The organism is Bradyrhizobium sp. WYCCWR 13022, assembly GCF_030435535.1.
Taxonomy (GTDB): Bacteria; Pseudomonadota; Alphaproteobacteria; order Rhizobiales; family Xanthobacteraceae; genus Bradyrhizobium.
In genome coordinates this window covers 56,099-77,368 of the sequence record NZ_JAUIZJ010000014.1, presented here as the reverse complement: position 1 = coordinate 77,368, position 21,270 = coordinate 56,099, and the positions used below count along the sequence as shown (strand labels likewise).

Genomic DNA, 21,270 nt, shown 5'->3' with positions numbered 1-21,270 from the left:
GCGCGCTCACGCCGAAACCGGCGCCTTCCAGCGCATGAAGCGCCGCTCGATCACCTCGAGCACAGCGTTGAACGCCAGCCCGATCACAGTGATGCCCAGGATGCCGAAATACATCTGCGGGATCAGGAAGCTGTACTGGCTGTTGATGATGAGATAGCCGAGCCCCGCCTTCGCCCCGACCATCTCGGAGGCGACCAGCACCAGCATGGCAGAGGCGCTGGCGAGGCGAATGCCGACGAAGATGGTCGGAAGCGCTGCCGGAAGAATGACCTTGCGGAACAATTGCTGCGGGCTCGCGCCCATGGTGCGCGCCGACTTGATCAGGAGCGGATCGACCTGCTTGACGGCGGCGATCGTGTTGAGCAGCAGCGGCCAGGCGCAACTGTAGATTACCATCGTGATCTTCGACATCTCGCCGATGCCGAGCAGCAGGATGAAGACCGGCAGCAGCGCCAGCGGCGCGGTGTTACGGCAGATTTCGATGAACTGGTTCAGGAGATTGCCGAGCCGCGCGTACCAGCCGACGAGAAGGCCAAGCGGAACGATCAAGGCAACCGAGATCAGAAACCCGCTCAAGGCACGCAGCAGGCTTGCTGACACGTCGTCATAGAGCTCGCCGCTCTGTGCGAGCTGCCAGCCGGCGGCAATCACCTCGGAGAACGGCGGCAGGAATACCGGATCGACCACCCCAAGTCGCGGGGCAACCTCCCACACCGACAGCAGCACGATGAGCAGCAGCGAGCGATGCCCCAATGCGCCGAGCGCGCGCAGGGCAGCATGAAGCCGGCCGGCGATCCGTGGGGATGCGCGATCTCCGCCTGACAACGCGTTCGGACGCCCATGCGCGAGCTCCAGCAGCGTCAGCGTTTCAAGGCTAGACATGCGCGATCTCCTTCACGTCACTGTTGCCGCGACGGACATCGGCGGGGCGGCTCGATTGTCCCTGCTGCGCCTTCTGCACCTCTTCCCGGAGCAGGCTCCATATCTCGTGCCTGACCTGACCGAACTCCGGCAGCGAACGCACGTCCTCATCTTCGCTGCGCAGCGAGGCCGGAATGTCGAAGATTTGCTTGATCCGGCCCGGGCGCGAGGTCATCACGGCCACGCGTTGGCCAAGCGCTACGGCCTCGTCTATGCCATGGGTGATAAAGACGATGGTCTTGCCGGTGGCGCGCCAGATCCGCAGCAGCTCGGTCTGGAGCGTCTCGCGCGTCTGGGCATCCAACGCGGCAAACGGCTCGTCCATCAGCAGCACCTCGGGATCGTAAGCAAGACTGCGGGCAATCGCGACGCGCTGCTTCATGCCGCCGGAGAGCTCGTGCGGATAGCGGCTGGCAAATCCGGACAGGCCAACGAGGTCGAGGAAATGCCGCGCGATCTCGCGTCGCTGCGCGGCCTTCAGCCCGGCGATGTCGAGCCCGAACTCGACATTCTCCAGGGCGGTGCGCCAGGGAAACAGCGCGTATTGCTGGAACACGATGCCGCGGTCGCGGCCGGGCCCTTTGATCTGCCGCCCGTCGAGCAGGATGCGGCCGCTGGTCGGCGTCGTCAGCCCACCCAACAGATCGAGCAGGGTCGATTTCCCGCAGCCGCTGGGACCGACCAGGGCCAGGAACTCACCAGTGCGAACATCGAGCGTGATGTCCTCGAGGGCGGTGAAACGGCCCAACGGGCCGCCTCCCTCGCCGCGCGTCACGAATTCCTTGCGGACGTGTTCGAAGCTGATTTTGATCGGGCTCGCTTGGGTCACTGGGCCTCCGCCGTCTTGCCGGGACGGAAATAGTTGAAGGCGTTGGTGTAGGTCTCGGAGGCCTTGACCTGGCCCGGCTTGAACAGACCGTCCTTCTCCAGCCAGTCGATCCACACCTGGATCTCGGCATCCGAGATCACCCCGCCTTTGCTCGCGACGCCCGTGCTCTTCCAGTATTTGATCGGCGTCGCGTCCTCATTACGTTTGCGCTCCGCGATGATGCGCCCGAAGCGCGCGCGCACCTCCTCGGGCGGCGTCGACTGCGCCCAAGCGATGGCGCGCGAAATGCCCTCGATCAGCTTGCGTGAGGCCTCCGGATTGTCCTTGATGAACTTGTCGCGCAGGACGTAGGAGCCGCCGGTGAAATTGCCGAACAGACCGGTGTCGTTGAACAGCGAGTGGATGCCGCCACGCTCCAGTGCCTTGTCGCGCAGCACGCCGCTAAGGGTGCTCACTTCGACCTGGCCCTGGCGTAAGGCCTGTTCACCGCTGACCGGCGGGATCGCGACCAGCGTCACCTGCTTGGCTTCCGCTGATGTCAAGCCGTTGCGGGCGAGATATTCGCGGAGCACAAATTCCAGATGGGCACCGAGCGTATTGACGGCGACCTTCTTGCCGATCAGGTCGCGCGCGGTCTTGATTGGGCTGTCGTCCCTGACGAAGTAGCCGTTATAGGTGTTGGCGTCCGAGCCGTAATAGCCGACCACGGCCTTGATGGGCGCCTTTGCCGCGATCAGCTTGAGGATCGCGCCGTAGAAAGCCCCGCCGATGTCGATATCCCCGGTCACCACGGTCTGGATGTCCTGTGGGCCGCTGATGGTGTTGCCGACCCATTTCAGCTTCAGGGGCGCCAGATAGCCGAGGTCGTCGGCGAGCTCGATGAAGGTCACCTGCCCCGCCCAGCCCTGATACCGGATCTCGCTCTTGTCGAGCGGCGGCTCGGCGAAGGCGGGAGCGGCAAGGCCCAATGCCAGCGCGCTGACAAGCAGCCGCCGTGCGGCGCTCCGTGCAGCACGATGCCGCGCTTGAAAAAATTGAAACAGAGAGTTCATGTGTCAAACCCGGTCAAGTGTTGGAGATCAAGCGGCCTTGGGCGCCTGCGCCTTCGGCGCCTTGACGCGCGTCACGCTGTGACGACCGTCGACGCTGACAGGCACTTCCCCATCGATGGTGGCGCGGCGGACGACGCGGTGCTGATCGCCATAATCGTTGACGGCGTAGTGCTGGGTTGCCCGGTTGTCCCAGATCGCGAGGTCACCGGCCTGCCAGGTCCAGCGTACGGTGTTCTCGGGCGCGGTGATGTGGGACTGGAAAAGCTCGAACAGCTTCTGGCCATCATATTTCGGCAAGCCGACGAAGCGCTGCACGAAGTTGCCGAGCACCAGGGTGCGTTCGCCGGTTTCGGGATGAACCCGCACGACCGGATGCTCCGTCTCATAGATCGTGCCGGTAAAAACCTCGTCGAAATGCTTGCGATCCGCTTCGCTCGCGGGCGTCTTCACCGCGTAGTCGTAAGCGTTGCTGTGGACCGCCCAGAGCTCGTCGGCAAGCTTGCGCAGCGGCGCCGGCAGGTCGAGATAGGCCGCCGCCGTGTTCGACCACACGGTATCGCCGCCGTATGGCGGGATCACAACGCCACGCAGCACCGAGATTTTCGGATAGGCATCGACGAAGGTGACGTCCGTGTGCCACTGGTCTGCACGACCGCCGCCACGACCTGAATCGAGCTCCAGGATCGATGAAGTGCCCTTGGTCGCACCGACCGTCGGATGCGGCACGAGCTTACCGAGCCTGATAGCAAAGCGCTCCTGCTCGGCATCGTCGAGATGCCCCTGGTTGCGGAAGAAGGTGACCTTGTGCTCCAGCAGCACATGATTGATGGCGCGAATGACGTCGTCGGACAAATCGCCTGATAATTTGACGTTCCGGATTTCGGCACCGAGCCGGGCCGCACGTTTGACGATATCGGCGCGCGGAATGACGTTGTCGATGGTGATCGGGTTGCTCATGATCGTATCTCTCATTGAATTCGTGGACAAAGCTCCGCCATACGCCGGTCATGCCGGCGGCGGCGGACAGTGACGGGTGGTTTCCTGGTTGGCCCTAGGGGATCACGTCGGCGGCTAGACAGTCGGCAGCAGGCGGATCCCGGCGGTACAGCTCTCCGCCATCGCCGCAGTGCGAAGCGATGCGCACAGCACCATTAGCCGGGCCACATTGCGAACGATGTTTGGATCGGATTGCCGCATGGTGAACGACCTCGCTTGGACGTTGCCGATGGTAAAAGCGATGGCGCTCCAGTCAATGAAACGAAACCAGCGTTGTTTTCGGCGCCGCGCAATGATCGCTTCGTTGGGACGGCGAGCACGGAAAGATTTGCGATCATGACGGCCCATGCGAGCGCCTCACATGCGCGAAGACGAGCAAAATCGAGCCAACGGACGCACGAAACGACGCGGTTCATTTGCCTTGATCACCAGCACGAACGCACTCATCTCCCGCTAGCGACGCGCTCGTATCGTTCATGCTCGCTTCGCCGACAACAACGCAAATTCATTACATCGACAGCTTTGCGAGCATCGACATAGAGTCAACTGCAACGCGCGCGGTGACGCCGCGATCCGGAGATAACCAACCATTGCGAGCCAGATGATGAGCAAACGCCAGCTTTCCCTCAACTTCTTCATCTATCCGGACGGTCATCACGAGGCCGCGTGGCGGCACAAGGCCTCGACGACGGACCGCATTCTCGACGTCACCTACTATCAGGAACTGGCGCAACGCGCCGAAGCGCACAAGTTCGACGCGGTCTTCTTCGCCGACGGGCCGGTGCTCTCGGATAACGTCCGCTACGCGCAGCGCTTCCGGCTCGAGCCGATCACGCTTCTCGCCGCGATCGCGTCGGCTACCACGCACATCGGCCTGATCGCGACCGCTTCAACCACCTACACCGAACCCTACAATCTCGCTCGGCTGTTCGCGTCGCTCGATCACCTCAGCCGCGGGCGTGCAGGATGGAACATCGTGACGACAAGCTCGCCACAGGCAGCGCAGAACTTCGGCCTGCCTGAGCATCCTCCGCATCACGAGCGGTACGAGCGGGCGCGCGAATATCTCGATGTCGTCACCGCGCTATGGGACAGCTGGGAGGACGATGCGCTCGTCAATGACCCCGTCTCCGGCATTTTCGCTGATACCAGCAAGATCCACGCGATCGACCATATAGGGAAATACTTCCGCGTGCGCGGCCCGCTCAACGTCTCACGGACGCCGCAGGGCCGGCCCGTCTATGTCCAGGCCGGCTCTTCCGAGGACGGACGCGCCTTCGCAGCGCGCTTTGCCGAGGCCATCTTCACGGCGCACCAGACGTTGGCGAGCGCGCAGGAGTTCTATGCCGACATCAAACGGCAGGCGCGTGCGTTCGATCGCAGCCCTGACCAGATCAAGATCCTGCCCGGCATCTCGCCGTTCATCGCCAGCACACAAGCGGAGGCCGACCGGCTTCAGGACGAGTTCAACGCGCTGATCCAGCCGGAGTTCTCGCTCGCCCAGCTCCGCCAGATGACCGGGCTCGACCTCGCCGGCTTTGATCTCGATGGCCCCTTCCCACGTCACCTGATCGATACCGACGGTGCGCATGGCGTTGCCAGCCGCTTCAAGCTGATCGTCGACATCATCGATCGCGAAAAGCCCACGATCCGCCAGCTGGTGCAGCGCCTCGCCGGTGCGCGCGGGCATTGGGTCATCGCCGGCCCCCCGGAAAAGATCGCCGACAACATCCAGACCTGGTTCGAGAACGGCGCAGCCGACGGTTTCAACGTCATGCCTCCGTGGCTGCCGGGCGGGTTCGACCTGTTCGCCGAACAGGTCGTGCCGATCTTGCGCAAGCGCGGCCTCTTCCGCCGTGATTATGCGGGCAGCAGTCTGCGCGATCACTACGGTTTGAGCCGCCCGGCCAGCCTGTTCTCGGGCGCCGTGCGGGCCATTGCGTGAGGGTGGAAAACCAGTCGGGCCGTGCGCACGTCGTCTCTTCAGCAAGGTGCGTTGCCGGTTTTGAACAGAATGTCCGCCTCAGAACCGTCCAGCCTGACCAATTCGCAGCGCCGAAACGCCAAGCCAGTCGTTGAAAGCAGCAAGAAAAAATGCCGTGATCGCAGCACGTCTGGCGATCCGTCGATAAGAACGCGGGCGCCAGTTTCGGACGCCTCGATTAGTATACAGTTGCGCCACCATCGCCCGTCCGCTGCCAGGAGGGTCATCCGATGTTCATGTTCAAAACGGACGAATCGGGTTCCTCTCTTGGTCGGGAGCATCAAGACTCCGCCTGACGGCGCCTTCAAACAAAATCATTGCAATTAGAAGTCGAAGAGCAGAAGGCCAGCGCACGTCTCTGCCCAGACCGAAACATCAAAGTAACTGTGGCTTGATCCGCGCCGGCTCCGATCTAGCGGTTCTCTATAAAAAGGTGAATGCAAACAGGCTTGCGCACAGGAGGACAAATCCCGCTCCAGTCAGGCCCAGGAAGCTTCCTGAGATGAGATCATGTTCGCGCATGAGTGCCTCAGCTGTCTCTGCCAGCTTCGAATCAGAGCAGGTTTGGAGCGGCTGTTGTTAGCCCGCTTGCTCGCACTTTTTCGGCTATTGCGCGTTGAAAATGCATTTTTTGGACACTGCTCGAGACGACTGAGGCGTGTTGCAGCAGCAGGCCTCGTTTAAGGCTTGGCATACGACTTAAGCTGCTTGGACGTTGGCCGTACAAGATGGTCCAGAACCTCCGTCCAGGTAGATGTGAGCGGCTTCATAATTGCGATAAGAGTTCGGGAGTATCCTTTCGACATGCGTGGGTCTCTGATTGTCCTTGCCATCTTTGCAATTATCTTGGCCGTGCGCGGACACCAGCGTGAGAGTGTCGCGTTGCGTCCGACGGAAGCCATGCCGCCTGTCAACGTACCTTAAGGCTTGGCGGGAGCAAGGAATGCGTTGGCAAGATGCTGATCATTTGGGGCGTTTATCTCGTCAGTCAGATTCGAAGAACTATCCGCCGGCGCCGGTCGAGGGCAGAGCGCGGTGAGCAGCGCTATCGGAAGCGTTGAGACAGCCCAATCCGCGGAAACGTTCCGCCGTGCCCGCGAGATGCGGCGAGAGCCGACACAACCATCTGTTTGACATGCGATGCGTTTTTTGGAGGTTGCCGTGACAAAGCTTAGAGTTCTACTTCCCGCCTGCATTACCATCCTGGCGGGCAGCACGTCGACTGCGCTCGCGTGGGGACAGCTCGGGCATTCCGTGATTGCTGAGCTCGCGCAGCGACATCTCACCCCGGCTGCCACGACCAAGCTCAAGGACCTGATCGGAGAGACCTCGTTGGCGTCGATCTCGAACTGGGCTGACGACTACAAGTTCACGGCAGAAGGGAAGAACACGTATCGCTGGCACTTCGTCGACATCGATGTCGCCCGCGCCACTTATGATTCCGCGCTGGACTGCAATGAGGCAAACAATCAGGGCACTTGCATCGTGCGGGGCCTGCCTGAGGCGATTGCGGTGTTAAAGGACACTTCGCGCAGTAAGGACGACAGGCTGCGTGCGCTCAAGCTGGTGGTTCATCTTGCGGGTGATCTTGAGCAACCGCTTCACGCAAGTGAACGGGATGGCGACCAGGGTGGTAACAAGTTGCACGTCATATTGCGTGCCAAACGCTCGGATGGAACGTCATACACGCGCGCATCGACGTTTCACAGCATGTGGGATGATTCTCTGATCGACCTTCAGGCCTATTCGTGGGGAAGCTATGCGGACGCAATCGACGGTGCATCGTTGCCGGCGGTTGAGCCCGCTCCCTATGATGAGGCACGCATCGCTGCTTGGGCCAATGACACCCATGCGCTCGGGATAAGGGCCTATCAGCTTCTGCCTCAAGGTGCGCCGGAGCAGAACGACGCTGGTCATCCCATTGAGCTCGGAGCGGAGTATGCCGCTGCCGTCAAATCAGATCTTGATGGCGAGCTGGCAAAGGGAGCTGCGCGATTGAAAGCCATCCTTGAGGATGCACTTGGAGATTCGTGATGTGAGGCGAGCGTTGACCAACAGACGCGTCCGATCACAACTTTGTTCATCTCTCGAAGGCAACGCGAAACGCCGCCGTTGATTTGATATTTCTGCGCCCTTATTTGCGTCCTAGAGGTGGCGTCGGCTGCTACAGCACCGCCAGCTCGTTTGATGAAACCAAGGCTGGAAATGCAGTCGACGACGAAGCATTTGGACGAGATGAGAGGACCGTCGGCTCCAGCTCTCGGGGACGGTTTCGTTGTTGCGCTATTTGGACGGCGGCCACAGCGGGCTATCCGCCCACTTCCGCGCAGCTGGATCGTGCAGGGGATCGCCTCCGCAGGCGAGGCAGACGTAGCCCGGCCGGCCGGGCGCCTCGTCGTCAGGCACGGCCGTCATCGGCTTGCCGCAGGTCGGGCACAGGGTTTCGGCTTGCGTAGAGCCTTGTGATCGGATTTCCCCCCGTGTCGCGCGGCGATCAGGATGGAAGGCGCTTCCTACCCAGATTGCCGCGCTACACCTCCGCTGTGAGCTTAGTTTCTCTGGCGCCGTGAGCTCAAGCAGATCCTTTAAATCCGTCCGACGCATCAGCAGGCCCTTGACGGAACGCGCATCCGGCAATGATATTCGGGTTATCAGTGATGTTGCGGGGGGGCGTCGTGGAAGAGTTCTATAGTGGCTTTGCGCAGCGGGCGCGCGATCTAGCAGAGAAAGCCGACCCATTCACCAAGCGGCGGCTTCTCGACCTCGCCCAGCGTTACGATCTGAAGAGCAGACCGGGATCGCCAGGCGTTCGGTCCCTCCCGCCGCCCCGCGCAACGCCGCCGACGGTGCTCTTCTCCGGCGCTGGCGAAGTGTGATCCAACCCTTCGAAGCGATTACCGCCCGCCCGAGACGGTTATCTTCTCCGGACTCTCATTACGCAGGTCCCCGAATTCTCTTGCTGAGATTATGGCAATTTTCTCATCATTTGTTGCAGAGAATAGCTTGTCAGCGCAATGATTAGCTTGCATAATCTCTGCAAGAGATGATGAGATTATGGCCTACATTCATGAACTGCCTGCTTGGCCCACATTCACTTGGGATATGCAGCGGATTGCAGACCGATTGGCGGCGGTCCGTCATAAGCAGGGCCGCCTGCTCGGCCGGATGGAGCGGCTCGGATTCCCCCTCAAAACTGAGGCTACTCTTCAGACCCTCACTGAAGAAGTGGTGAAGTCGAGTGAGATCGAGGGTGAGATCCTCGATCATGCGCAGGTTCGGTCCTCCATCGCTCGTCATCTTGGTATGGACATTGGGGGCCTTATCCCTGCCGACCGGTACGTCGAAGGCGTGGTCGAGATGATCCTCGACGCCACCGAACACTATGCCGAGGAGCTAACTGCCGAACGCCTCTTCGGCTGGCATGCCGCGCTCTTCCCCACTGGGCGCAGCGGTATGACCAAGATAGTCGTCGGCGCGTGGCGGACGGTCGAGACTGGACCCATGCAAGTTGTCTCGGGCCCGATGGGTCGCGAGCGCGTACACTATGAAGCTCCATCGGCCGAGCGTCTCGATGCGCAGATGCAGACCTTCTTGGAGTGGTTTAACCGTAATATCGTTAGCATCGATCCCGTGTTGAAGGCCGCTCTCGCTCATCTTTGGTTCGTGACCATCCATCCATTTGAAGACGGCAACGGTCGTATTGCGCGTGCGATCGCTGACCTTGCGCTGGCAAGATCAGAGCGGAGCCCGCAAAGGTTTTACAGTATGTCCGCGCAGATTCGGCGCGAGCGGAACGACTACTACTCAATTCTCGAGCGGATCCAGAAAGGAAACCTCGACATCACCGATTGGATGGCGTGGTTCCTGGATTGCTTAGATCGCGCCTTTGACAACGCGGATGCCATTCTCGGGAGAATTCTCCAGAAAGCGGACTTCTGGGATCGTCATGCGGCTCGCCAGCTCAATGAACGTCAACGAACTGTGCTTAATTGCCTGTTCGATGGATTTGAGGGCAAGCTAACGTCCTCAAAGTGGGCAAAGCTAACGAAGGTCTCCCAGGCGACGGCGGCAAGGGACATTGAGGAATTGATCGAACATGGCATCCTTAAGAAAGATGCCGCCGGGGGCAGAAGCACCAGCTACTCGCTCGTTGACACACACAGCTGATGGCGGAACGGGAAGGATGAGGAGGAAGAAGCATTTGAGAAGATCCTCTCAACGCAACTTAACCGCAACATCGACGTCGTTAATTCGTCGAGACAAGAACTCTCGTTGCTGAGGCTTCCTCAACACGGGTGATCGGCTCTATCAACCTGCTGATCGAGTAGGCCGGCTTGCCTGCTTACGCTGTGATGACCTATTGTGCAGATGTCCATCGATGTGCGGATGCCAAGCGCAAGTTCGTGTTCACGGCAATCTTGATCCTTCGCCGCCGCCGATCTCCTAGGGTGCTCGCCATTTACTGCGTTAACCTCGGACTCGTTCATCCTCGTCCTTAAGAGAGACTGTCGTTCTAGAACGCCGAAGTAGGGCAATTTGAAAGGCGTTGAATGCGATGATTGGCACCGAGACACGAACTGCAGCCGGCATTCTCACACTCACCGCTTTGCGCGGTATCGGCCCTGCTACGGCCGAGCGTCTCGCTGAACGATTCTCGCTTCTTGAAGCGATTTTGGGCGCCGAGCCTGCGAAGCTTCGATCGGTCGTTTCGGCCGCGGTGGCTGAATGCCTTCAGGAGCCCGCCGCCATTGTTAAAGCCAGCGAGAAGGCACAGCGAGTGCTCGACGAGGCGGATCGGCGTGGGGTGCGTGTTCTGTCGATCTTCGATACGGATTATCCAGTGGCTCTGCGCTCTCTTGCCGATCGCCCGCCCATCCTGTTTGTGAAGGGCCAGCTTCCGCCGCGCCGCAGCGTCGCTTGCATCGGCACGCGCGAGCCGTCCGAATTCGGCGAAATCGTCAGCGATAGGATCGTGGAGACACTGGTCGGCGCCAATTGGGCGATCGTGAGTGGCCTTGCGATCGGCGTCGATACGTTGAGCCACCAAAGCGCATTGCATCACGGCGGGCGGACCGTCGCTGTGATGGCGGGTGGTCTTGAGGGCATTTACCCGAAGCAGAATAGCAAGCTCGCCGAAGAGATTCTGGAAAAGGATGGCGCGCTGATCAGCGAGCAGCCTTTCGGCGTGCCGCCATCCCCGCGCAATCTTGTGCAGCGCGATCGCCTGCAAAGCGGGCTTTCGATAGCAACCTTTGTCATGCAGACAGACATCAAGGGCGGCTCGATGCACACGGTGCGCTTCACGATCCAACAGGACCGCGTGCTGTTTGCGCCAGTGCCGCAGGGCCGTCATGCCACAGAGCCTAAGAGCCAGGGCATCTTGGCCATGACGCAGTTGCCCGCGAGCCGCTTCGCCGAAGCTGTGCGGGCTGAAGGTGACTACCGACGCATACTCGCCGAGAGGTATGGCAACCGCCCGGTGGCTGTGCCGCTAGCCAGCAAGGAAGACTACGCCTCCATGCTTGGCTTATTGGAAAGCCGCTTGGCTGGTGGCGAAACCCAAACAGTCGCTCCGCCGTCGTCACCCACGCAGATGTCGATGCTCTAACGGCTGGGATGTTCCTGTTTGACCTCGACATGACGCTTTTCGATAGCTCGGCCATTGCGCAGCAACGTCGCTTTCAGATGTGGGACAATGTCCGGCAGAATATGCATCTGATCCGGCCGTTCCCCGCGCAAGGCCGCGCGGCGCCTCATGAGCTTCCCGCCCTTCTCAGGGCGGACGGACAGAGGATCGGCATCGTCACCTCTTCGCCTGAATGGTACGCGACTTCAGTCCTCCAGCAATTCCGCATCCCTTACGACGTGCTGGTCAGCTACGGCAATACCCAGAACCACAAACCCGACCCCGAGCCGATCCTGGAAGCGCTACGTCGTGTCGGCGTGGCTGCGACGACGGAAACGCTCTACATCGGTGATGATGTCGGTGACATCGAAGCCAGTTACCATGCCGGGGTGACTTCTGTTGCGGTCCGATGGGGGCCTACGTCAATCTTCGAGCTTTCCTCCAGTGCACCGGACGTCTTCATGTCGAAGGCATCCACCTTGCTGAGACGCGAACATTCCTGGCCGCGGCTATATTGGCGAAGCGTGAGCGCAGCCGTGTTGTCGCTGAAGAGTGATGATACCCACGCCAAGATTCTCGGTGAGGCCGTAGGTCGAGCCATCGCAACCCTCGACTGGGCACCGGACTATGTTGTGCCGGTTCCGATGAAGCCTTCTCAACAGCGCAATCGCTTTGAATTGCTGCTCAATGAGGCAGCAGATCATTTCGATGAGGACATCGAACTGGAGCTGAAGGGCCTGCGTGTCGTCAAGGAAATCGAGGGCTACAAGCAGATGAATTCGCTGGAGCGCGCCGAAGCAATCAAAGGCGCTTTCCATTCTAATTTCAGATGGAACAATAACAAGATCTTGCTGATCGACGATGTCTACACGACCGGGGAGACCACCGGGGAATGTGTCCGGACACTCGCCGCCAGCGGCGCCGGCGAAGTCAGGATCATGACGCTGGCGAAGGACCAGCGGGTATTTGCTCGCAAGACCTGCCCCGCCTGCGGTCGCTCTATGAAAATCCGGGAGAATCACACAACCCATTTCAAATTCTGGGGCTGCTCGGGTTATCCTCACCACTGCCAAAACACTGAAAACTTCTAGAGCATGATCCCGAGAAGTGTGCAGCGGTTTTCGGAGGCTCAAACAATAACCTAAAGCGCGACGAGGATTCATCTCATTCTCATCGCGCTTTAATGTGCGCGTGAGCGATTGATCCGCGCTCCAAGCCAGAAAACATGCCGAGCGAGCGCGGAACGAACGACGCCATCGACAACGACCGGCATTGAAGAAGAGGAAGACGGACGTGGATCTGAATGGCCAGCGGTTTGAGGCCCGTCCAATCAGACGTGCAGAGCTCACGCGAGATGAGAGTTGACGTTGACGAATAACCCGGCCGAACCGTTTCCACCCGTCTGCTCGTCGCTCACTCCGCTCGGGCGGTCTTGCGGGCACGCACAACATGATCCCGTGTAGAGAGTGCCAAACGGCGGCGGCTAAATCGCGTCAGGCGAGCCATTTTCCGGAGCGCCGCGCTCTGCCTGCTCCTGCAGCTCGCGTTCGGCTTGATGCCAGAATTCGAGTTCGCGCCCTTCCGGCCTGCCTGCTTTCTCCCAGAGCTCGTGGGCCTTGTTTTTGATCTGCTCTTCGGTCGGGAATGCCATGGCGGACTCCGCGGGGGCACGGTCCCGCCTTTGGGGGGCTTTGGGGGTATGCGGCAGGACCGTGGGGGCACAAGGGCCCTTTCATTGAACCGCCCAGAAGCCAGCATGTTCCAATAACCAGGGCGAGGCATGAGATGCGCCCGAGCAAAATTAGCGCGCTCCAACCTCAGAAGGCCGGAAGGCCTAGCTAAATTTCCCCTCAGCACGATCTTACCTTCACGAGCGTATGATGCGTTTAGATGCAGACGTGCGGGCCGCTGCCGGCCGCCTTGGCGACCGGCTCCATCCGCGTGCAGCCAAAGGCGTCGCTAGAACACCGGCTTGCTTGTTGTCATGCGCTGCGGCTCGCCAGCTACAATCGCATCGAGAAAAGCGCTGTTGATATTGGTGCCCTCGCTGACAGCAGGCGACTTTACTTCCATCGCCTCCAGGGCACGGGGCTCTGTTCGGTGACGCGCTATCTCGATCGATGCGCTCGATCAACTTCTGAGAAAAGGCTAGCTCAAGTATGCGATCATTCTTCTCGAGCGCTTGGCCTAATCGGATCCACCGTAGCTAAACCTGGTATATTTGCTTGAGATCCGGCATCTGTGCGAGGCCGTCTTTGCCGGTGGCCAGGATGTTCAACACGAACCTTGAAAGTCACAGCCACGCCCTTCCCTAGCGCCACATCGTCGGCGTCGAGCGAAGTGCCTCAAGCGCGACCTGCCTTAGGCGCTCCGCTGTTGTCTCACCCTTGGTTGCGGCTTCGATCAACTTGGAGGCGACATGGGCACGAAGGCCAGTTTCACTGCGGGAGATCTCCTGGCAGACCTCATCAAGCACGGCGCGGAGAAGGACACTCGTCGCTGGGTCCAACACGGGCGACTCCGAAAACGTGAAGGAAAATAAGGGCACGAGCAGGCACGTTGCAAATTTGATCTTTCGTCTGAAAGTAGGACAATATAAACTGTTAGCCCGGATGACGCACCCAGGCCGGGTGTCAACGAACACGGACGACATTGCGCAACTAGGGGCAAGAACGGACCCGGCTGTCCTGGCGGAATTCGGCGTTGAACTGGGATTTGTTGATGATTTTCACCGCAGCGGGATTGCAACAGGCCGATCCAGCTGTTCAGCACGCCCCCCAACGGTTGGATGTGAACCCATCCGCTAGGCAGGCGCGGCCGAGCGGGTGGTCCGGAACTCGCCGCGCGCAGACGAACAATGGATTCGATGTCCGACCGTTTTCCCTATTATGAGATTTTGCTCACTCGCCGTGGCCGCGGCTGGTTCTGGTCGCTCTCGACGGATGAAGGGATGCTGGTCATGGCAGGTTCAAAACGTAGCCGGCTGGCCGCCCGGTATGAGGCTAACAGGGCTTTGTTTTTGCTGCTCAGCGCGCCAGGCGGCGCGCGACATCCAGCTTCACCGCCGCGAGCTGGCGAGCGGCCAGGTGTGCGGCGTTAGCTGCTGCGGCGCCGTCCCGAAATCAACCAGATATGTTCGGAGAATGATGATGACGAAGCGCGGACCGAAGGAGCTATCTCAAGCCGGCATCGTTTTTCCAAAGAAACCTCGCCCGGCAAAAGCAAAAAAGCTGACGGCGACAATGAAGCGTCGTGCACTCAAGGTGCAAAAGGTCGAACGAGCTGCAACATCATCGCAGTGAGCGCGGCTGGGATCAGCACGCGCGCTGGAGCACCGCCCTGCCTCCTGGCGCGACGGAGATCGTGCTCGCTTATCACCGCGCGGTCAGCCTGCGAGCCTCCGTGGTATCGAGCAGGATGTTGTCGATCAGCCGGGTTGAGCCAACATAACCTGCGACACAAATCGCAGCAGGACGCGTCAGCTCGCTTGTAGCTGGCGTGAGCGTTTCGGCATCGACGATTTCCAGGTATTGCAGCTCGTCGATCTCTATAGTCTGCCTGGCGAGTGACAACAGCCGGATGGAATCGCGCTCGCCTGCCTGAAAGACAGCCTTTGCTGCGAAAAGGCCGCGGCTGATGGAAAGGGCGCTGCTGCGTTCAGGAGCGCTGAGATAGCGGTTCCGGCTGCTCATGGCGAGCCCGTCCGGATCGCGAACCGTCGGGACGGTGACGATTTCGATCGGGAGATTGAGATCGGTGACCATCCGCCGCACTACGGCACATTGCTGAAAGTCCTTTTGTCCGAAGAACGCCAGATCAGGCTGCACCATGTTGAACAGCTTGCAGACGACGGTCGTAACACCCCGAAAGTGGCCGGGCCTGAACGGGCCACAGAGGGGCTGTGCCGGTGCACCCGGTTCGACAAAGGTGTCGAACCCCGACCGATACACTTCCTCCGCCCCGGGAGCAAAGATAATATCGACGTCAGCCTCGCGGCACAGTCGTTCGTCTCGGGGGAAGTCCCGTGGATACACGCTGAGATCTTCCTTCGGGCCAAACTGGGCCGGGTTGACGAAGATGCTGACGACCGTGGTGTTGCAGCGTGCCCGGCTCGCTTTAACAAGCGCGAGATGACCATCGTGCAGGTATCCCATTGTGGGCACAAATCCGACGCGACCATTCGGTTTGTGACCAGCGAGGGCGCGGCGCAGCTCGCGGACGGTTTTTATGGTGCGCACGACGCTAAATTCCGTCCCGCTCGCCTGGCGTCCAGTTTGCGACGACCTCCGCCAGGGATTCCGGCAAACGGTAGGACTCCTGAGCGTCCGGAAATGTGCCCTCCCGGACATCGGTCGCCCAGCTTGCGAGGGCATCCTGCAAGACCTGAAATCCGTTCGAATAGGGGCGCACGAATTTCGGCCGGTGCCCCTCCGTCAATCCGACCACGTCGTGGAACACGAGTACCTGGCCCGAACATTTCGCTCCCGCGCCGATCCCAATGGTCGGAATCTTCAGGATCTCGGTCACACGCGCTGCAAGCTCGGCCGGAATGCCCTCGAGCACGAGCGCAAAGCATCCCGCTTGCTCTAACCGGTGCGCGTCCTCGAGCAGTTGCAATGCAGCCTCGCTCGTGCGACCCTGCACCCTGAAGCCGCCCATGACGTTGACGCTTTGCGGGGTGAGGCCGAGGTGTCCCATCACCGGGATTTCGCATTGGACCAGCGCGCGTATCATGTCGATGCGCTTGGCGCCCCCTTCCAGCTTGACGGCATCTGCTCCCCGTTGCAGGAAGCCACCTGCGTTGCGGATAGTTTCCTGCGGGCTGACATGGAAGCTGAGAAACGGCATATCAGCCACGAGCAGCGCACGAGGTCTTGTGCGCGCGACAGCCTCCAGATGATAGTTCATCATCGGCATGCTGACCGGAAGGGTATTGTCGTAGCCGAGACAGACATTGCCGACGCTGTCGCCCACGAGGAGGATATCGACGATGGAATCGGCAATCCGCGCTGTCACGGCGTCATAGGCGGTGGTCATCGTTATGCGCCGCCGTTCCTCCTTCCATTGTTGAAGGAGCGGAATCGTCACTCGCGCACTGGGCGCTTGAGATATGTGGCTCATCTGCGATCCCCGGTTGTGTTCAATCCGCATTCGTTGCAGCTGCGCTTCTTAGGGGAGACGACAGAAATGGGTCAATGGTCAATTTAAGAAAGAGAAAATGTCTCTCTGAATGGCAACATCAGCAGGCCGGAGGTTTTGATGATTGCGCGATCATGGTGTGAGTACTTCTTCGCGTAACCAAATCCCGCGGCGTTGAGCACGTGGAGGGGCGCAACTGTTCCGGTGATGGACGGCTTGCGGCGCGCGGCCGGGGACATTGCAGACGAGGTTAGGCAACAGAAACACGTCTATTGCACGCCGAACCAAAAATGCCGCGCGGGTCTTAGGGACGTCCGAAAGGCAGCAGCGTCCCTTGGGCGCCAATGGCTTGATCTCGGAAAAGGCGACACGGGAGTGGTCGTCAATGTAGACGGGCTGGGAGCGCCGGGTAATGCCGTCTCCGATCCCTCCAAAAACGCCACAGCGTTATGATGTCGATGTGAATGATCTCGCCTGGGCTTTCACGCTCATATCGGCCTTCCCCGCTCAGTCAGCTCCTCGCGATCCGGTTCAATTCTAAGCGACGAGGATGGCTGACGGCGGCCGTCGACACTTCGACCTGGTCGGCGATCTGCGTGCCGGTGTAGATGTCGGCGCAATGCGTCGAAGCCTGCACATGTGGCTGGCGGGACTTGGCGACGAAAGGGTCTGGAGGAGCGATTGCGCAACCAAGCAACACCTTCCGCGCGGAACCGCTTGACCTATTTTCAATCGTCTTCGGCAAGATGTTTCACAGGTCAGCCATCGGCTTGCGGCAGCCTACTCCTCCGCAGCATCGCCTATCGACCTTTGGGCATCAACGGCGCATTCTTGTGGGTGTTCATCCGGTCTCTCCCAGAACACTGCAGCTTCGGAAACTCAGCTTTCTCGGTTCAGAACGGATGGGCACTTCCTGAAAGATCACAGCTACGTTGAGCCGAATTATTAGCCAAACTTGAACAGTACGCCGTAACCACCTCGCGGATAGCTCCACTCGATGTCACCTCTCTCCTCGCAGATCACGCGGCAAGTGCCGCACTCGATGCAGCCGTCCACGGCGACTTCTATCTGGTGCTTGTCGTTAGCTACATAGCAGTGAGCCGGGCAGGTTGTCAGCATGCTCACGAGCTCCGAGGATGGCATCGTGTGTGGCCGCACCTTGATGTGAGGGTGCCCAGGATCAAGCAGGTAGCGGTTGTAGAATAGCCTGTCCTCGACGCGCGCGGATCGGTCGGTCGACATGGTTAGCCCTCATGGGGGTGTGAGAGAAGCGTTACCGCCAAGCGCGCGCGAGGCGAACGGCATCACCGAGCAGGCCGCTCCACGAACGGCTCTTGACGAAGGAGTTTAGTGATTGCTTTTCCTTTTCGGCCTTTGGTGTCCCGTCGACCCGCAAGAAATTCTGCATCGATTCCGAGACGAGCTCCGGATATGTCAGAAAAAAGTTCCGGGAGTAGGTGTGCATCAGCGCGGGCATGTCTTTGTACTTCCTTAGGTCCCTAATGACAAACGAATGGTCCAACATCGTCTTGTAAATTGACAGATTCGTCGCTGTCATTGGGGCGCCGCGCGACTTGACTTGGATGATCGCTTCGGCCGCGAGTCGCCCCGATGTCATTGCGAGGTTTGAGCCCTCGCGATGCATAGCGTTGTTGAGTTGAGCGGCGTCGCCTACGACGACCCAGCCCTCGCCATATAGCTGCGGAATGGCCTTGAAGCCACCCTCGGGAATGAGGTGAGCGGCATATTCCTTGACTTCCGATCCCTCGATCAGCGGAGCGACCGAAGGATGCCGCTTGAAGCGATCGAGCAGACCATACGGTGTTTCCCCGGTGCTTGTGAAGTGCGCGACCAGGCATCCGATGCCAAGGGAGATGCATTCCTTATTGGTGTAGATGAAGCCCATGCCTGTCATGCCGCGGGAGATGGTGCCCGCAGCCTCAATGACGAGCCCTTCATCGCCCTTAAGATTGAAGCGGGCCTCGATAACTTCGCGCGGTAGGAAGTGCATCTCCTTCACGGCGAGTGCGACCGTGTCCGGCGTAGGCCGCTTGCGTACGCCGGCCCGCGTGCCAAGAAGGCCGTTGACGCCTTCCGCGAGGACCACCGCGCCAGCATGGATCTCGCCATCGGCGCGGTCAGTCCGCACACCCACCACCTTGCCGTTAGCATCTTGCATTAGTTCGGTTGCCGTTGTCTCGCATAGCACCGTGGCGCCAGCTTCGCGAACTTTCTGCGAGAACCACCTATCGAACTGAGCGCGGATGATAGTATAGCGGTTCGGCCTTTCTTCGTTGAAGTCGTCGGAGCGGTAGTGCAGGCCGGTGTGAGAGCGGTCATCCATCATCCAGAAGCGCTGTTCGACCAGATGCCGCTCAAGCGGCGCGTCTTGTCGAAAGTTAGCGACAAGCGCCTCCAGCATATCGGCATAGAGGATCGCACCCTGCACGTTCTTCGACCCGGGATATTCGCCACGCTCGAGCTGAAGAACCTTCAGGCCGTGCTTGGCAAGCGTGAGCGCCGCTGCATTGCCGGCCATACCTGCCCCGACGACGATGATGTCAAATGTTTCCGCGGTCACGAGGTCTCTCCTTGTCCTATCCTGCGATCCGGTCGCGCGAATGCGGCGACAGCCGGGCGCGAAACGCCTCGGTCAGGATTGGCAGCAACCGGATCGCGTCCTCGACAATGCCTAAATGCGAGAACTCGAAGATAGGCGCGTTCCTTTCGGTGTTGATGGCGACGATAAGGTCGGCGCCGTCGACACCGACGCGGTGCTGAATGGCTCCGGAGATTCCGGCGGCGATGTAGAGCTTTGGCCTGATGGTTTTGCCGGTTTGGCCAATTTGCCGGTCGGATGTGACCCAACCCTTTTGCACCAGGGGGCGCGAGCAGCCAAACTCGGCACCTAGCACGTCGGCGAGCCGGCGCACGAGCCGGAAGTTTTCAGACGAACCAAGGCCGAGGCCTCCGGCAACGACAACATCGGCATAAGCGAGATTGGATCGTGCGGAATCGCGATCCGGTAGGAACGACAGCACCTTCGTTACGATATCGTCCTCGACAAGTCCAAGCGGGAGGGTGATGATGCGGCCGATCGGGCGCGCGCAGCGTTCTGGCACAGGCATCACGCGCGGCCGGACTGTAGCCATCTGCGGACGGTAGTTCAGCGTATAGATCGTGCATAGCAGCGAGCCGCCAAAGGTCGGACGCGTCGCGGCGAGGGAACCGTCGGCATCGACGTCGAGCTCTGTGCAATCGGCAGTCAGACCAGTGCGCAATGTCGTTGCGACTGAACCTGCTAGGTCGCGGCCTAGAGTGGTCGCGCCTAGGAGCAAGATCTCGGGCTTGTAGCTATTGACGAGCTTGGTGAGCGCCTTGATATAGGATTCGTTGCGATAGTCCTTGAGCAGATCATCGGCGACCATATAGACAAGGTCGGCTCCGTAGCAGAACGACTCGGTAGCGGCGGCCTGCGATGCCTCGCCCTCTTGCCCGATCACCACTGCGGCGAGATCAACTTTGAGCTTGTCAGCAAGCTTGCGGCCAACGCCCATTAGCTCCCAGGATACAGAGTGGACCTGGCCGCGTTCTTGCTCGATGAAGACCCACACATGTTTGTAGGTCTTGAAGCGGTCAGACAGCTGCTTCTTAGCCGCGGCGCGACTCGAAGGGGAAGCGCCGATTTCAGATGCGGTATTCATGTTGCGCCTTTCTTTAGCTCAATAGCCGCGCGCCAGTGCCGCGAGCTCGATCTCGAGGGCCGGCCGGCACCTGAAAATAGCGTTGATCAATGCCTCCGCGGGCTGCTCGTCAGGCTCTATCATCGTGGCCTTCTCGTTGCGGGCGGCTGGTGCGAAAACGCGCTTGACGACGGTGGGCGAGCCCCGCAAGCCGCATTGTGAAATGTCATCAACCCCCGCCTGTTGCGCGCTCCATTTCAGGATCGTCGCGCGGGCAGCGCGCAGCGCATCAGCCATCGCACCGCGGCGGATCTGGTTCGTCGCTTCGAGCATCGTGACCAGGCAGGGGAGCCGTGTCCGAAGCAACTGGACGCCACCCTCAGAGCGTCGCTCGACGTCGATGGTGCGGGCATGCAAGTCCAGTGCGCTGATCTTGCCAACATAGGTGAGCTGAAACAGGCCAAGCCGTTTTGCGATGCCAGGGCCGACCTGTGCGGTGTCTCCATCGATGGTCTGCTTTCCTGTGAAGACAATGTCAGGGGCGCCGAACTCGCTCGAGATCCTACGGATCGCTGTCGCCAAAGCGTAGGTTGTGGCTAGGGTGTCCGCGCCCGCGAAAAAGCGATCGGTCAGGAGCACCGCACGATCCGCGCCGAAGGTGAGCGCCTTGCGAAGACTGTCCTCGGCAGAAGGGGGGCCCATAGTCAACACCGTGACTTCGCCGCCGAACTGATCGCGTAGCTCAAGGGCAGCTTCCAATGCAAAGAGATCGTACGGGTTGATGATGGTCGGCACGCCCTGACGCATGATGGTATTTGTCACGGGATGCACGCGGATCTGTCCGGAGTCTGGAACCTGCTTGATGCAAACGAGCAAGTGCATGATCTTCTCCAAGACTAATCTCCCCAAAACAGTTCAGAGTGGAATGGCAATCACACCAACGAGAACGAGAACGTTTCAGTCGGCGGAGGTTTCGGGTGTAACCGCTAGGCGCCCGGAGGGCAGTACGCCGCTGCGACTAGGCGTAGCCAGTCCGACAG

Annotated in this window: 20 protein-coding genes; 7 read left to right on the top strand and 13 right to left on the bottom strand. The window is 60.1% G+C overall.

Features of this window, described 5'->3' with window-relative positions:
- Positions 1 to 6 precede the first annotated feature (6 nt).
- The 5 genes from QY049_RS21385 to QY049_RS21365 all read right to left on the bottom strand — a co-directional run bounded on the left by QY049_RS21385 (position 7) and on the right by QY049_RS21365 (position 4,146).
- A complete protein-coding gene (locus tag QY049_RS21385) occupies positions 7 to 882 on the bottom strand; it encodes an ABC transporter permease (RefSeq protein ID WP_128929951.1) in 876 nt (291 codons plus the stop codon).
- Positions 875 to 1,750, bottom strand: coding sequence for an ABC transporter ATP-binding protein (locus tag QY049_RS21380; protein ID WP_206733218.1), 876 nt, complete (start codon positions 1,748 to 1,750; stop codon positions 875 to 877). The genes QY049_RS21385 and QY049_RS21380 overlap by 8 nt, the downstream gene beginning before the upstream one ends.
- A complete protein-coding gene (locus QY049_RS21375) occupies positions 1,747 to 2,802 on the bottom strand; it encodes an ABC transporter substrate-binding protein (protein ID WP_128929950.1) in 1,056 nt (351 codons plus the stop codon). The genes QY049_RS21380 and QY049_RS21375 overlap by 4 nt, the downstream gene beginning before the upstream one ends.
- 27 nt (positions 2,803 to 2,829) lie before the next feature.
- On the bottom strand, positions 2,830 to 3,759 hold the full coding sequence (locus QY049_RS21370; RefSeq protein WP_128929949.1) for a TauD/TfdA family dioxygenase: 930 nt from the start codon (positions 3,757 to 3,759) through the stop codon (positions 2,830 to 2,832).
- 114 nt (positions 3,760 to 3,873) lie between these two features.
- Positions 3,874 to 4,146 (bottom strand): hypothetical protein, encoded by a 273-nt coding sequence (locus tag QY049_RS21365; RefSeq protein ID WP_128929948.1) that lies wholly within the window; start codon positions 4,144 to 4,146, stop codon positions 3,874 to 3,876.
- A gap of 253 nt (positions 4,147 to 4,399) precedes the next feature.
- Between QY049_RS21365 and QY049_RS21360 the strand changes: the two genes are divergently transcribed.
- The 6 genes from QY049_RS21360 (at position 4,400) to QY049_RS21335 (ending at position 12,499) form a co-directional block, all read left to right on the top strand.
- On the top strand, positions 4,400 to 5,743 hold the full coding sequence (locus QY049_RS21360; RefSeq protein WP_128929947.1) for an LLM class flavin-dependent oxidoreductase: 1,344 nt from the start codon (positions 4,400 to 4,402) through the stop codon (positions 5,741 to 5,743).
- 1,200 nt (positions 5,744 to 6,943) lie between these two features.
- Positions 6,944 to 7,816, top strand: coding sequence for a S1/P1 nuclease (locus tag QY049_RS21355; RefSeq protein WP_164934264.1), 873 nt, complete (start codon positions 6,944 to 6,946; stop codon positions 7,814 to 7,816).
- 641 nt (positions 7,817 to 8,457) lie between these two features.
- Positions 8,458 to 8,658: a hypothetical protein gene (locus tag QY049_RS21350; protein WP_128929944.1), complete on the top strand. Its 201-nt coding sequence runs from the start codon at positions 8,458 to 8,460 to the stop codon at positions 8,656 to 8,658.
- Positions 8,659 to 8,836: 178 nt separating this feature from the next.
- On the top strand, positions 8,837 to 9,949 hold the full coding sequence (locus QY049_RS21345; RefSeq protein WP_128929943.1) for a Fic family protein: 1,113 nt from the start codon (positions 8,837 to 8,839) through the stop codon (positions 9,947 to 9,949).
- Positions 9,950 to 10,337: 388 nt separating this feature from the next.
- On the top strand, positions 10,338 to 11,390 hold the full coding sequence (locus tag QY049_RS21340; RefSeq protein WP_128929942.1) for a DNA-processing protein DprA: 1,053 nt from the start codon (positions 10,338 to 10,340) through the stop codon (positions 11,388 to 11,390).
- 8 nt (positions 11,391 to 11,398) lie between these two features.
- Positions 11,399 to 12,499 (top strand): HAD-IA family hydrolase, encoded by a 1,101-nt coding sequence (locus tag QY049_RS21335; protein ID WP_128929941.1) that lies wholly within the window; start codon positions 11,399 to 11,401, stop codon positions 12,497 to 12,499.
- Positions 12,500 to 12,891: 392 nt separating this feature from the next.
- Here QY049_RS21335 and QY049_RS21330 read toward each other — a convergent pair whose 3' ends face one another.
- Complete coding sequence (locus QY049_RS21330; RefSeq protein ID WP_128929940.1) at positions 12,892 to 13,059, bottom strand: DUF2934 domain-containing protein; 168 nt, start codon at positions 13,057 to 13,059, stop codon at positions 12,892 to 12,894.
- 1,498 nt (positions 13,060 to 14,557) lie between these two features.
- Between QY049_RS21330 and QY049_RS21320 the strand changes: the two genes are divergently transcribed.
- Positions 14,558 to 14,710: a hypothetical protein gene (locus QY049_RS21320; protein WP_164934263.1), complete on the top strand. Its 153-nt coding sequence runs from the start codon at positions 14,558 to 14,560 to the stop codon at positions 14,708 to 14,710.
- Positions 14,711 to 14,782: 72 nt separating this feature from the next.
- Here QY049_RS21320 and panC read toward each other — a convergent pair whose 3' ends face one another.
- The 7 genes from panC to QY049_RS21285 form a co-directional block, all read right to left on the bottom strand.
- Positions 14,783 to 15,646: a pantoate--beta-alanine ligase gene (gene panC / locus QY049_RS21315; protein WP_164934262.1), complete on the bottom strand. Its 864-nt coding sequence runs from the start codon at positions 15,644 to 15,646 to the stop codon at positions 14,783 to 14,785.
- A 4-nt stretch (positions 15,647 to 15,650) separates the two neighbouring features.
- The gene (gene panB / locus QY049_RS21310; RefSeq protein ID WP_128929937.1) at positions 15,651 to 16,529 is read right to left on the bottom strand and encodes a 3-methyl-2-oxobutanoate hydroxymethyltransferase; all 879 of its coding nucleotides are present in this window, start codon (positions 16,527 to 16,529) and stop codon (positions 15,651 to 15,653) included.
- Positions 16,530 to 17,058: 529 nt separating this feature from the next.
- The gene (locus QY049_RS21305) at positions 17,059 to 17,292 is read right to left on the bottom strand and encodes a hypothetical protein (protein ID WP_128929936.1); all 234 of its coding nucleotides are present in this window, start codon (positions 17,290 to 17,292) and stop codon (positions 17,059 to 17,061) included.
- Between the two features lie 200 nt (positions 17,293 to 17,492).
- Complete coding sequence (locus QY049_RS21300) at positions 17,493 to 17,789, bottom strand: ferredoxin family protein (RefSeq protein ID WP_128929935.1); 297 nt, start codon at positions 17,787 to 17,789, stop codon at positions 17,493 to 17,495.
- A 31-nt stretch (positions 17,790 to 17,820) separates the two neighbouring features.
- The gene (locus QY049_RS21295; RefSeq protein WP_283810024.1) at positions 17,821 to 19,170 is read right to left on the bottom strand and encodes an FAD-dependent oxidoreductase; all 1,350 of its coding nucleotides are present in this window, start codon (positions 19,168 to 19,170) and stop codon (positions 17,821 to 17,823) included.
- Positions 19,145 to 20,251, bottom strand: coding sequence for an electron transfer flavoprotein subunit alpha/FixB family protein (locus tag QY049_RS21290; RefSeq protein WP_128929933.1), 1,107 nt, complete (start codon positions 20,249 to 20,251; stop codon positions 19,145 to 19,147). Before QY049_RS21290 ends, QY049_RS21295 begins: the two co-directional genes overlap by 26 nt.
- An 18-nt stretch (positions 20,252 to 20,269) precedes the next feature.
- Positions 20,270 to 21,112 (bottom strand): electron transfer flavoprotein subunit beta/FixA family protein, encoded by an 843-nt coding sequence (locus QY049_RS21285; RefSeq protein WP_128955188.1) that lies wholly within the window; start codon positions 21,110 to 21,112, stop codon positions 20,270 to 20,272.
- Between the last annotated feature and the right edge of the window lie 158 nt (positions 21,113 to 21,270).

What these genes read in the sequence shown, in the direction of transcription:
- QY049_RS21335 (WP_128929941.1), top strand. Translation starts at nt 11,399, where the DNA reads ATGTTCCTGTTTGACCTCGACATGACGCTTTTCGATAGCTCGGCCATT.
- QY049_RS21370 (WP_128929949.1), bottom strand. Translation starts at nt 3,759, where the DNA reads ATGAGCAACCCGATCACCATCGACAACGTCATTCCGCGCGCCGATATC.
- QY049_RS21300 (WP_128929935.1), bottom strand. Translation starts at nt 17,789, where the DNA reads ATGTCGACCGACCGATCCGCGCGCGTCGAGGACAGGCTATTCTACAAC.
- QY049_RS21385 (WP_128929951.1), bottom strand. Translation starts at nt 882, where the DNA reads ATGTCTAGCCTTGAAACGCTGACGCTGCTGGAGCTCGCGCATGGGCGT.
- QY049_RS21375 (WP_128929950.1), bottom strand. Translation starts at nt 2,802, where the DNA reads ATGAACTCTCTGTTTCAATTTTTTCAAGCGCGGCATCGTGCTGCACGG.
- panB (WP_128929937.1), bottom strand. Translation starts at nt 16,529, where the DNA reads ATGAGCCACATATCTCAAGCGCCCAGTGCGCGAGTGACGATTCCGCTC.
- QY049_RS21365 (WP_128929948.1), bottom strand. Translation starts at nt 4,146, where the DNA reads ATGGGCCGTCATGATCGCAAATCTTTCCGTGCTCGCCGTCCCAACGAA.
- QY049_RS21360 (WP_128929947.1), top strand. Translation starts at nt 4,400, where the DNA reads ATGATGAGCAAACGCCAGCTTTCCCTCAACTTCTTCATCTATCCGGAC.
- QY049_RS21290 (WP_128929933.1), bottom strand. Translation starts at nt 20,251, where the DNA reads ATGAATACCGCATCTGAAATCGGCGCTTCCCCTTCGAGTCGCGCCGCG.
- QY049_RS21330 (WP_128929940.1), bottom strand. Translation starts at nt 13,059, where the DNA reads ATGGCATTCCCGACCGAAGAGCAGATCAAAAACAAGGCCCACGAGCTC.
- QY049_RS21345 (WP_128929943.1), top strand. Translation starts at nt 8,837, where the DNA reads ATGGCCTACATTCATGAACTGCCTGCTTGGCCCACATTCACTTGGGAT.
- QY049_RS21285 (WP_128955188.1), bottom strand. Translation starts at nt 21,112, where the DNA reads ATGCACTTGCTCGTTTGCATCAAGCAGGTTCCAGACTCCGGACAGATC.
- QY049_RS21320 (WP_164934263.1), top strand. Translation starts at nt 14,558, where the DNA reads ATGACGAAGCGCGGACCGAAGGAGCTATCTCAAGCCGGCATCGTTTTT.
- QY049_RS21340 (WP_128929942.1), top strand. Translation starts at nt 10,338, where the DNA reads ATGATTGGCACCGAGACACGAACTGCAGCCGGCATTCTCACACTCACC.